An 11,078-nucleotide genomic window follows, 5' to 3' on the forward strand; every position below is an offset into this window, starting at 1 on the left:
AGCTGCCTGCATGAGCGATTTCAATGCCGCCCATGCGCGGGTGTTTCCATCGCAGGGCCTCAGTCTGGGCCTGATGACCCCGCTGGCCGCGCACGGTCTGGCCGACCTGCGCAGCGCACGTGCGCACGCACGGCTGGCCGACGATCTGGGCTTTGCCGCGCTATGGGCGCGCGATGTGCCGCTGATGGTGCCGCAGGGGCCCGATGCCACGGCCAGTACACTGGACGATCCGTTCCTGTGGCTGGCGGCGCTGGCTGGCGCCACCGAACGCATCGCGCTGGGCAGCGCGGCCATCGTGCTGCCGCTGCGGCATCCACTGCATGTGGCCAAGGCCGCGCGCAGCCTGGACCGGATCAGCGAAGGCCGCTTCATCCTCGGCCTGGGTTCGGGTGACCGCCCGGAAGAGTTCGCCGCGTTCGGCGAAGACCTGGACCATCGCGGTGCGGCGTTCCGCCAGCGCTGGTCGGTGTTGCGCGCGGCGCTGTCGCCCGACGCGCACGCGCAGGCCGAGCTGGCCGATGCCACCGGCGGCTTTGCGGTACTGCCGCCGCCGCAGCAGCGTATTCCCATGCTGGTGGTGGGAACGGCGCGGCAGAGCCTGCAGTGGATCGCACGCGACGCCGAGGGCTGGGCCACCTATCATCGCGAAGAAGGCGCACAGGAAGGCCGCATCGGGCTGTGGCAGCAGGCGCTGGCGCAGGCCGGCACCGCCAAGCCGTTCGTGCAGTCCATGCAGCTGGATCTGCAGGCCGATCCGCACGCGCCGGCCACGCCATTGCCATTGGGCATGAAAGTGGGCCGCCACGGTCTGCAGGCGTATCTGCAGCGCGTGCATGCGCAGGGCGTGGCGCATGTGATGTTCAACCTGGTCGATAACGGGCGCCCGGTGCAGGCCGTGCTTGAGGAGATCGCGTCGGTCGGGCTGTGAGGGGGCGGCCGCCGGGCATGGCGGGTTCCTGCTGGCGTTCGCATCTGCGTATCATTCGCGTTTGATTCCCCGGCCCGGAGCCTTTCGTGACCCAACGTTCCCCCCTGCACCCGTTCGGGCGCGCGTTCGCCATCGTTGCCTTCATCGAGGCGCTTACCTGGGCCGGGCTGCTGCTGGGCATGTGGCTGAAGTACGGCCCGGCCGACACCGTGGCGCTGGTGAAGGTGTTTGGTCCGCTGCATGGCGGGGCCTTCCTGGTCTACGTGGCGGTCAGCCTGCTGGCGGCGCTGCGCCTGCGCTGGCCGTGGTGGGCCACCGGCCTGGCCCTGCTGGCGGCGATTCCGCCGCTGGTCACGCTGCCGCTGGAATGGTGGTTCCGCCGCCGGGGCCTGTTGTCGGCGCGTAGCGTCGGCTGAGCCTGCGCAAGCGCACGTTGCTGTCCCGTTCAAGTGAATGGGTATCAAATGCAAATACGAGCCGTTATCATTTGAGCGCTGGATGCACGCCTGACGGTGTCGCGCCAGACGGGCCCCGCAAGGCGCCCGCGCTCCTTTCCTGAAACGGCTGGTGTTCCATGAATGCACGTCCCGTCGTCGCCGGTCTGCCGGCATTGGTGTTGGCTGCCCTGATCGGCACCATGGCGATGATGTCCTTCGTCGCGGTCATCGGCCCGGTGGTGCGCTTGCTGGGCCTGGCCGAATGGCATGCCGGTCTGTCGGTTACCGCCGCTGGTGTGCTGTGGATGCTCGCTGCACGCCCGTGGGGCCTGCTGAGTGACCGCATTGGTCGCAAGCGTGTGCTGCTGCTGGCCATGAGTGCGTATACGGTGGTCTACATCGGCCTGGCGGTGTTCATCGACCGCGCGCTGCAGTCGGTGCCGGCGGTGCTGGTGTCGGTGGTGGTGCTGGTTGGCACGCGCGGCCTGATCGGCCTGTTCTATGCGGCGGTGCCGCCAACGGCTGCGGCGCTGATCGCCGACCAGTCACCACCGGGCCAGCGCACGCAGTTGCTGGCGCGACTGGGCAGCGCCAATGCGCTGGGCATGGTACTGGGCCCGGCCGCGGCCGGTTGGTTGGCCTACCGCAATCTGCCGCTGGCCCTGTACGCCGCCGCGCTGCTGCCGTTGCTGGCGCTGGCGCTGCTGGCCTGGCGCCTGCCGGCCACGCCGCCGGTGGCGGCCAACGCGGCGCAGAAGCGCACGCCGTTGGCGCGCATGGATGCACGCGTGCGGCTTCCGCAGCTGACCGCGTTGCTGGCCATGATCTCGGTCACCATCGCCCAGGTCACGGTCGGCTTCTTTGCGATTGATCGGCTGGCGTTGGACGCCGCCGCCGGCGCGCGCATGGCCGGCATCGCACTCACCGCGGTGGGCCTCGGCCTGATCCTGGCGCAGGTGCTGGTGATGAAGCTGGACGTGCATCCGCGGCGCTGGATCGCGCTGGGCGCGTTGATCGGCGGCCTGGGCTTCGCCTCGGTGGCGGCCGTGCAGCAGCCCTGGCAGTTGCCGGCGGCCTACGCCATCGCGGCCTTCGGCATGGGCTTCGTATTCCCGTCCTTCCAGGCGCTGGCTGCCGACGCGGTGGAACCGCACGAGCAGGGTGCCGCCGCCGGTACCGTGGCCGCCGCGCAGGGCGTGGGCATGGTGGTCGGGCCGATGCTGGGCACGTTGCTGTACCGCGCCAACGCCAGCCTGCCGTACCTGATGGTGGGCGTGCTGCTTCTGCTGCTGTGCGCACTGGCGCTGGCCCACCGTCGCGCGGAGGCCGCATGAACGATTCGATCGTGTTGGGTGATCGCAACCACGAAGCGCCCTTGGCCGACGCAGCAATCAACGCCGATCAGGCCGACCTGTTCGTGCTGCAGCAGGCGGGCCAGCAGGTGCATGCGCGCGGCTGCCGTGCGCGGCTCCCTGCCGGCGCACTGACCACGCTGGCCGACCGCGTAGCGGATTTCTTCAGCCAGCAGCGCGGTGGCCCGGGGCTGCTGGTGGGCGCGGTACCGTTCGAGCCGCGCGCCGACGATGCCTTGTACCAACCCGAGCGCCTGTTGCCGGCGCTGCCGCTGCGGCCACAGGCCGCGCCGGTACTGCAGGGGGCGCTGCAGGCCGAGCCGTCCGCACAGGCCTATGCCGATGCGGTGGCGCAGGCGGTGCTGGCCCTGCGTGCCAGTGATGACCCGTTGCAGAAAGTGGTGCTGGCTCGCAGCCTGCTGGCGCAGACGCAGCAGCCGCTGGCGCCGGATGCGCTGCTGGCACGGCTGGGCGCCGATCCCTCGGTGGCGACCTACGCGGTGCCGCTGCCGGTCGACCCGGCACAGCCACCGGCCTGGCTGGTGGGCGCAACGCCGGAGCTGCTGCTACGCAAGCGTGGCGCCCAGGTGTTGTCGCATCCGCTGGCCGGTTCGGCACGACGCAGTGCTGACCCCGCCCAGGACCAGGCCACTGCGCAGGCGCTGCTGGCCTCGCGCAAGGATCACGACGAACACCGCCACGTGGTCGAGGCCATCGTGGCCGCGCTGTCACCGTGGTGCCGCCAGGTGGACGCGCAGCCGCGCCCGGTGCTGCATGCCACCGCCAGCATGTGGCACCTGGGCACGCGCATCCACGCCACACTGGATGATCCGTCCACGCCGGCGGCGTTGCTGCTGGCCGCACTGCATCCCACCCCGGCGGTGTGCGGCACGCCGCAACAGGCCGCGCTGCAGCGCATCCGCGCCCTGGAACCGGTGCCGCGCGGCTTCTACGCCGGTGCCGTGGGCTGGCTCGACGCGCAGGGCGATGGTGACTGGTACGTTGCGATCCGCTGTGCGCGACTGCAGGGCCGCCAGCTGCGGCTGTATGCCGGCGCCGGCATCGTCGCCGAATCCTCGCCGCAGGCCGAAGTGGCCGAAACGGCGGCCAAGTTCACCGCCTTGTTGAATGCGCTGGGGGTCCATGACCCTGCGCCGCTGCAGGAAATCCTGTCATGACCACGCCTTCTGTTTCCCACCGTGTTCCGCTGCAGCAGGTCTGGCCGGCCGAGCGCGCGCAGCGCTATCGCCAGGCCGGCTACTGGCGCGACGAAACCTTCCCCGGCTTCCTGCGCGAGCGCGCCGAACGCTATGCCGACGATGTCGCCGTGGTCGCCGGGGATACCCGCCTGACCTACGCGCAGCTGTGGCATGAAGCCGGACGCATCGGTGCCGGTCTGCTGGCGCAGGGGCTGCAGCCGGGCGACCGGGTGCTGCTGCAGCTGGGCAACACCGCCAGCTTCATCAGCGTGGCCTGTGGCCTGTTCCGCGCCGGGCTGGTTCCGGTGTACGCGCTGCCGGCGCACCGCATCACCGAGCTGGTGCATTTCGCGACCAAGGCCCAGGTCAGTGCCTACGTCACCACGGCGCTGCACGAAGGCTTCGATCACCGTGAACTGGCGCGTGCCCTGCAGGCGGCAGCGCCGGCCGTGCAGCAGGTGGTGATCGATGGCGAGGCGGCCGAGTTCACCGCGCTGGATGCGCTGCAGGGCGACCGCGGCACGCTGCCGGCAGACCCTGACCCGCAGTCGGTGGCCTTCCTGCAGATTTCCGGTGGCAGCACTGGCCTGTCCAAACTGATTCCGCGCACGCACGACGATTACCTCTATTCGTTCCGCGCCAGCAACGAGATCTGCGGCATCGACCGTGACAGCGTGTACCTGGTGGCCCTGCCGGCCGCGCACAATTTCCCGATGAGCTCGCCCGGCTTCTTCGGTGCGCTGTACGCCGGTGCGCGCGTGGTGATGAGCCCGGGCCCCGGGCCTGACGCCGCATTCCCGCTGATTGCCCGCGAAAAAGTGACCTGCTGCGGCCTGGTGCCACCGCTGGCCTTGCTGTGGGCGCAGGCGGCAGCCAGTCGCAGCGAGGACATTTCCAGCCTGCAGGTGCTGCAGGTGGGCGGTGCCAAGCTGGTGCCCGAAGCCGCGCGGCGCGTGGTGGACGGGTTGGGTTGCACGCTGCAGCAGGTGTTCGGCATGGCCGAAGGGCTGGTGAACTACACCCGGCTGGACGATCCGCTGGAACTGATCGTGGCCTGCCAGGGCCGGCCGATCAGTCCCGACGACGAAGTGCGCGTGGTCGATGACCACGACCAGCCGGTGGCCGAAGGCGAGGTCGGCCACCTGATCACCCGCGGCCCGTACACCATCAATGGCTACCACAACGATCCGGTGGCCAATGCACGCGCCTTCACCGACGACGGTTTCTATCGCACCGGCGATCGCGTCCAGCAGTTGCCTGGCGGCTACCTGGTGGTGCAGGGCAGGGCAGGCGACCACATCAACCGCGCTGGCGAGAAGATTTCGGCCGAAGAGATCGAAGACCATCTGCTGGCGCACCCGGCCGTGTTCGACGCGGCCGTGGTCTCCATTCCCGATGAGTATCTGGGCGAGCGCAGCTGTGCCTTTGTCATTGCCCAGGGCGAGCCGATCAAGGCGCCGGCGCTGAAGGCGTGGATGCGCACCCGAGGCCTGGCCGCGTTCAAGGTGCCCGATCAGGTGCTGTTCGTGGACAGTTTCGATACCACGGCGGTCGGCAAGATCAGCCGCCGCGAACTGCGTGCGCAGCTGCGCGCGCGTCATCTGCAACAGACAGGAGGAACGCGCTGATGGCGCTGCCCCGCATTACCCCCTACGCGCTGCCGACGTCCAGCGAACTGCCGGTTGCACGCGGCCCCTGGCAGCCCCAGCGCGACCGCGTGGCGCTGCTGGTGCACGACATGCAGCGCTACTTCCTGGCCGCCTTCGATGGCGAACAGGCACCGCTGCAGCCGGCCGTGGCCAACATCGCGCGGCTGCTGGCGCATTGCCGCGCGCACGGCATTCCGGTGTTCTACACCGCCCAGCATGGCAACCAGGACCGGCGCGACCGTGGCCTGCAGGCCGATCTGTGGGGCCCGGGCATGCAGCGCGGGCAAGCGCATGAAGCGATCATCGACGCGTTGGCGCCGCAGGAAGGCGAGCACGTGCTGGTCAAGCACCGCTACAGCGCGTTCCAGCGCAGCAACCTGGAAACGCTGATGCGCGTACGCGGCCGCGATCAGTTGCTGGTCACCGGCGTCTACGCCCATATCGGCTGCACGGCGACCGTGGCCGAGGCCTTCCAGCGTGATATCGAAGCCTTCATCGCCGCCGATGCCGTGGCCGATTTCTCGCGTGCCGACCACGACCAGGCGCTGTACTGGATCGCCCGCACCTGCGGGGTGCCGATGACTACCGACCGACTGCTGGAGCTGCTGTGATGAGCGTAGGCGCTGAACCGCTGACCCTGGAACGCATGCGCGGCGACCTGGCGCGGGTGCTGGACTGCACGCCGGCCGAGATCGGTGACGATGACAACCTGATGGATCTGGACCTGGATTCGATGCGCATGCTCGGCCTGGTGCTGGCCTGGGGCAATACCGGCCTGCCGCTGGAATTCTCGCAGCTGGCCGAACACAGCACGCTGCGCCAGTGGTGGACGGTGGTGCAGCGACTGCAGGCTGCGCAGGCGGCATGAGCGCGGCAGTGCTGGCCACGGCCGTTGCCCTGACCGAAGCCCAGACCGGGCTGTGGTACGCGCAGCGGCTGGCACCGCTCAGCCCGGCCTTCAATACCGCCCATGCGGTGTGGATGGACGGTGCGCTGGACGTGCCCGCCTTTGTGGCCGCGGCCAACCAGGCGGCGGCCGAGGCGCAGGCGTTCGCACTCCGCTTCGGCCAGCACGCACAGGGCGAGCCCCTGCAATGGCACGATCCGGCACATGTGCCGACGTTGCAACTCCACGATGTTTCCGGCGCAGCCGATCCGGACGCGGCCGCGCGCGCGGCGATGCAGGCGGACCGACTGACGGCGGTCGATCCCACCCGCGACCGTCTGGCACGGCAGGTGCTGTTCCAGCTGGGCCCGCAGCGCTGGGTCTGGTACCTGCGCGTGCATCATCTGGCCACCGATGGCTATGGCATGGCCCTGTTCAGCGATCGCGTGTGCGCGCTGTATGCCGGCCGGCCCGGTGACGCGCTGCCTGCGTTGGATGGCGTGTTGGCCGACGATGCGGCGTATCGTGCCGATCCACGGCGTGACCTGGCCCGGCAGTGGTGGCATGCGCAGCTGCAGGGGGCGCCGGCGGGCGTGGGCCTGGCGGGCACCGCCGCGGCCAGCGACGATGCGCTGCGCTGGGTGCAGCCGCTGGACAGCAGCTTCCGTGAGCGCCTGATGCAGACCGCTGCGGCGTGGCTGCAGCCGTGGCCGGATGTGCTGACCGGGCTCACCGCCGAGTATCTGCGGCGCATGGGCGCGGCCGATGAAGTGGTGCTGGGCATTCCCTACATGGGCCGGCTCGGCAACGCCTCGGCACGCGTGCCGGCGATGGTGATGAACGTGCTGCCGCTGCGCGTTGCCGCCGCCGAAGGCAACGTGGAATCGCACTGTCGCGCGCTGGGCCGTCAGCTCAGCCAGGGCCGCAAACACGGCCGTTACCGGGGTGAACAGCTGCGCCGCGACCTGGGCCTGGTGGGGGCGCAGCAGCGCCTGCATGGGCCGCTGGTGAACGTGCAGCCGTTCTACCGCCCGCTGGCGGTGCCCGGTGTGCAGGCCACCCTGGAGGTGCTGTGCACCGGCCCGGTGGATGAGCTGACCCTGGGCTTCCGTGGCGATGGCCAGCAGATGCTGGATCTTGAGATCGAAGCCAATCCCGCGCTGTACGGCGCGCAGGACCTGCAGGCGCATGCGCAGCGCCTGCTGCATTTCTTGTCGGCGGCGCTGCAGGCCGACGACATCGGCGATGTGCCACTGGCCACGCCCGAAGAAACACAGCAGCTGGTGCATGGCTTCAACGCCACCGACCACCCGCTGCCACACACCACCCTGGCCGAGCTGCTGCGCCAGGGCATGGATCGCGACCCGCAGGCGCCTGCGCTGGTGCTGGGCGCGCAGACGCTGGACCACGCCACCCTGGAAGCGCGCAGCTTCGCGTTGGCCGCGCAGTTGCGCGCGCTGGGCGCCGGCCCGGGCACGCGGGTGGCCGTGGCCTTGCCGCGTTCGCTGGAACTGGTGATCGCGCTGGTGGCCGTGCTGCGCGCAGGCGCCGCCTACCTGCCGCTGGATCTGGACCGTCCTGATGAGCGCCTGGCGCGCATCCTGGGTTCGGCCAAGCCGCTGTGCGTGTTGGGCGAAGCGGACACCGCGCCGCGCCTGGCGGGTGTGCCGGTACTGGCACCCACGCAGTGGACCGATGTCAGCTTCGCCGCGCCATGGCCGGCGCCCGACGCGCACGATGCGGCCTATGTGATCTACACCTCCGGCTCCACCGGCGAGCCCAAGGGCGTGGTCATCGAGCACCGCGCCATCGTCAACCGCCTGCTGTGGATGCGCGAGCACTACGGCTTCAGTGCCGATGACCGCGTGCTGCAGAAGACACCGGCCACCTTCGACGTGTCGGTCTGGGAATTCTTCCTGCCGCTGCTGTGCGGGGCGACCCTGGTGCTGGCCCCGCCGCAGGCGCATCGTGATCCCGCCGCGCTGGCGCGGCTGATCCGTGCGCACGGCATCACCACCGCGCATTTCGTGCCGTCCATGCTCGATGCGTTCCTGGCCGCGCCGGATGCGCAGGGCCTGCAGCTGCGCCGCGTGTTCACCAGTGGCGAAGCGTTGGATGCCTCGCTGCGCGACCGCTTTCATGCGCGCGTGCGGGCGCAGCTGCACAATCTGTACGGACCGACCGAAGCCGCGGTGGACGTGAGCTATTGGCCTGCATCGGCGGACGATGTGTCGCGTCCGGTGCCGATCGGCTTCCCGGTCTGGAATACCCGCCTGTACGTGCTCGATGCCGCGCTGCGGCCGCAGCCGGTGGGGGTGCCGGGTGATCTGTATCTGGGCGGCGTGCAACTGGCACGCGGCTACCTGGGCCGGGACGACCTGACCGCCGACCGCTTCCTGGGCGATCCGTTCCTGCCCGGCGAGCGCATCTACCGCACCGGCGACGTGGCGCGCTGGCGCCCGGATGGCGCGGTCGAATACCTCGGCCGCAGCGACCACCAGGTGAAGCTCCGCGGGCTGCGCATCGAACTGGGCGAGATCGAGGCGGCGCTGCGCGAACTGCCCGGCATGCAGCGGGTGGAAGTGCTGCTGCGCCACGATGCGCCGGCCGAGCCGCGGTTGGTGGCCTATGTGCCTGCAGGCCTGGACGATGCGGCCGCGCTGCGCAGCCATCTGGCCGCGCGCGTGCCCGACTACATGGTGCCCTCGCTGTTCGTGGGGGTAGAACAGTGGCCGGTCACCGCCAATGGCAAGCTGGACCGCGCAGCGTTGCCTGCGCCTGCGCAGGTGGTGGCTGCCGGCCTGGCGCCGCGCACGCCGCTGGAACAGGAACTGGCGCAGCTGTTCGCGCAGGCACTGGGGCGCGATGCGCCGGTGCCGGTGGACGCGGATTTCTTCAGCCTGGGCGGCGACTCGTTGTCGGCGGTGCATCTGTTGCTGGCCATCGAACAGCGCTGGCGCTGCGAGCTGGGCCTGGGGGCGCTGTTCGCCCAGCCCACGGTGGCCGCGCTGGCCACGCGGCTGGCCGAACCGCCGGCCAACGCCGACCACGCGCTGGGGCCGGTGATCGCACTGGCAGCGGCGGAGGGCGAACCTGCGCCTGCACCGCTGTTCGTGCTGCACCCGGCCGGTGGTATCGCCTGGAATTACCGTACGCTGGCTCGCGCACTGCAGCCGGCGCGCCCCGTGTATGGCCTGCAGTCGCCTGCGCTGGATCCCGCGCAGCCGCTGCCGGGCAGCATCGATGCCATGGCCAACGACTACGTGCAGCGCGTGGTAGCCCTGCAGCCGCGCGGCCCCGTGCATCTGCTGGGCTGGTCGGTGGGTGGCATCCTGGCCCAGGCCATGGCCGTACGCCTGCACGACATCGGGCGCGAGGTGGGCGAACTGGTGCTGCTGGATGCCTATCCCGCTGAGTGCTGGCGGGCCGAACCCGAGCCCGACCCGATTGCCGCGCTGCGGGCGTTGCTGGCCATTGCCGGGCATGATCCCGACGCGCACCCGGAACTGGACAGCCGCGAGGCCATCCTGGCCTTCCTGCGCCAGGGCGGCAGCGCGCTGGGCAGCCTGCCGGATGTAGTGCTGGAAGGCGTGGTGCGCGCGGTGACCGGCACCAATCGATTGATTCGGTCCCATCACCACCGCCCGTACGCAGGCACGCTGGTGCATGTGCGGGCTGGGCGCGACCACGTGGCCCGGCCGCAGTTGCAATCGGCGCTGTGGCAGGCGCACGCGTTGGACGTACAGGCGCTGGAACTGCCGTTCCTGCACGCCGAGCTGACCGGCCGCGACGCGGTGGCGCAGCTGGCGCCGTGGCTGTCGGCACGCCTGCAGCACTGGGATGAACAACAGGAGATCGCAACATGCAGTTGACCGGGTTTGCAGGCCGCGTCGCGCTGGTGACCGGCGCTGGCGGGGGCATCGGCGCGGCGCTGGTCGAACTGCTGGCGGCGGCCGGGTGCACGGTGGTGGCCACCGATCGTGCCGCGCCCGTGGCGCAGGCACGTGGGATACACGCCTTTGCACTGGACGTGACCGACAGCGGTGCAGTGGATGCGCTGGTGGACCAGGTGGAAGCGCGCATCGGCCCGATTGCGCTGGTGGCCAACGTGGCTGGCGTGCTGCATGTGGGCGAGGTGGTGCAGACCACCGATGCCGATTGGCGCCGCGTGTTCGCGGTCAATGCTGAAGGCGTGTTCCATGTCAGCCGCGCGGTGGCGCGGGTGATGTCACCGCGTCGGCAGGGGGCGCTGGTGACGGTCAGCTCGAACGCGGCCGGCGTGCCGCGCCATGGCATGGCCGCCTATGCCGCCTCGAAGGCAGCGGCGACCATGTTCACCCGTTGCCTGGGCCTGGAGCTGGCCCCGCTGGGCATCCGCTGCAACATCGTCGCCCCGGGCTCCACGCTCACCTCCATGCAGACCGGCATGTGGGAAGACGCGCAGGGCGCCGAACGGGTGATCGCGGGCAACCTGGATACCTACAAGGCAGGTATTCCGCTGCGCAAGCTGGCGACCCCGGACGACATCGCCCATTCAGTGATGTTCCTGCTGTCCGAGCAGGCCGGCCACGTGGCAATGAGTGATCTGTACGTGGACGGCGGCGCCACCCTGCGCGGCTGACGCACA

Annotated in this window: 9 protein-coding genes; all 9 read left to right on the top strand. The window is 70.2% G+C overall.

Annotation, left to right across the window (positions count from 1 at the left end):
- Positions 1-10: 10 nt before the first annotated feature.
- The 9 genes from G4G00_RS10180 (at position 11) to G4G00_RS10220 (ending at position 11,072) form a co-directional block, all read left to right on the top strand.
- Positions 11-928 carry a TIGR03571 family LLM class oxidoreductase gene (locus G4G00_RS10180; protein WP_108753278.1) on the top strand — a complete coding sequence of 306 codons (918 nt, stop codon included), beginning with the start codon at positions 11-13 and terminating at the stop codon, positions 926-928.
- An 86-nt stretch (positions 929-1,014) separates the two neighbouring features.
- Positions 1,015-1,344: a DUF3817 domain-containing protein gene (locus tag G4G00_RS10185; RefSeq protein ID WP_199911365.1), complete on the top strand. Its 330-nt coding sequence runs from the start codon at positions 1,015-1,017 to the stop codon at positions 1,342-1,344.
- A 158-nt stretch (positions 1,345-1,502) separates the two neighbouring features.
- Positions 1,503-2,699, top strand: a complete 1,197-nt coding sequence (locus G4G00_RS10190) for an MFS transporter (protein WP_108753277.1) — start codon at positions 1,503-1,505, stop codon at positions 2,697-2,699.
- Entirely contained in the window at positions 2,696-3,895 is a 1,200-nt protein-coding gene (locus G4G00_RS10195; protein ID WP_164273139.1) for an isochorismate synthase, read from the top strand. The genes G4G00_RS10190 and G4G00_RS10195 overlap by 4 nt, the downstream gene beginning before the upstream one ends.
- Positions 3,892-5,544, top strand: a complete 1,653-nt coding sequence (locus G4G00_RS10200) for an AMP-binding protein (RefSeq protein WP_164273142.1) — start codon at positions 3,892-3,894, stop codon at positions 5,542-5,544. The genes G4G00_RS10195 and G4G00_RS10200 overlap by 4 nt, the downstream gene beginning before the upstream one ends.
- Positions 5,544-6,176, top strand: a complete 633-nt coding sequence (locus G4G00_RS10205) for an isochorismatase family protein (RefSeq protein ID WP_108753274.1) — start codon at positions 5,544-5,546, stop codon at positions 6,174-6,176. The genes G4G00_RS10200 and G4G00_RS10205 overlap by 1 nt, the downstream gene beginning before the upstream one ends.
- On the top strand, positions 6,176-6,433 hold the full coding sequence (locus G4G00_RS10210; RefSeq protein WP_108753273.1) for a phosphopantetheine-binding protein: 258 nt from the start codon (positions 6,176-6,178) through the stop codon (positions 6,431-6,433). The genes G4G00_RS10205 and G4G00_RS10210 overlap by 1 nt, the downstream gene beginning before the upstream one ends.
- The gene (locus tag G4G00_RS10215; RefSeq protein ID WP_164273145.1) at positions 6,430-10,323 is read left to right on the top strand and encodes a non-ribosomal peptide synthetase; all 3,894 of its coding nucleotides are present in this window, start codon (positions 6,430-6,432) and stop codon (positions 10,321-10,323) included. The genes G4G00_RS10210 and G4G00_RS10215 overlap by 4 nt, the downstream gene beginning before the upstream one ends.
- Positions 10,314-11,072 (top strand): 2,3-dihydro-2,3-dihydroxybenzoate dehydrogenase, encoded by a 759-nt coding sequence (locus G4G00_RS10220; RefSeq protein WP_164273148.1) that lies wholly within the window; start codon positions 10,314-10,316, stop codon positions 11,070-11,072. Before G4G00_RS10215 ends, G4G00_RS10220 begins: the two co-directional genes overlap by 10 nt.
- Positions 11,073-11,078: the final 6 nt, after the last annotated feature.

The organism is Stenotrophomonas sp. B1-1 (assembly GCF_010894375.1).
Taxonomy (GTDB): domain Bacteria; phylum Pseudomonadota; class Gammaproteobacteria; order Xanthomonadales; family Xanthomonadaceae; genus Stenotrophomonas.

Bases quoted from the DNA above. Each gene is read 5' to 3' on its own strand.
- G4G00_RS10180 (WP_108753278.1), top strand. From the start codon at position 11: ATGAGCGATTTCAATGCCGCCCATGCGCGGGTGTTTCCATCGCAGGGC.
- G4G00_RS10190 (WP_108753277.1), top strand. From the start codon at position 1,503: ATGAATGCACGTCCCGTCGTCGCCGGTCTGCCGGCATTGGTGTTGGCT.
- G4G00_RS10195 (WP_164273139.1), top strand. From the start codon at position 2,696: ATGAACGATTCGATCGTGTTGGGTGATCGCAACCACGAAGCGCCCTTG.
- G4G00_RS10200 (WP_164273142.1), top strand. From the start codon at position 3,892: ATGACCACGCCTTCTGTTTCCCACCGTGTTCCGCTGCAGCAGGTCTGG.
- G4G00_RS10205 (WP_108753274.1), top strand. From the start codon at position 5,544: ATGGCGCTGCCCCGCATTACCCCCTACGCGCTGCCGACGTCCAGCGAA.
- G4G00_RS10210 (WP_108753273.1), top strand. From the start codon at position 6,176: ATGAGCGTAGGCGCTGAACCGCTGACCCTGGAACGCATGCGCGGCGAC.
- G4G00_RS10215 (WP_164273145.1), top strand. From the start codon at position 6,430: ATGAGCGCGGCAGTGCTGGCCACGGCCGTTGCCCTGACCGAAGCCCAG.
- G4G00_RS10220 (WP_164273148.1), top strand. From the start codon at position 10,314: ATGCAGTTGACCGGGTTTGCAGGCCGCGTCGCGCTGGTGACCGGCGCT.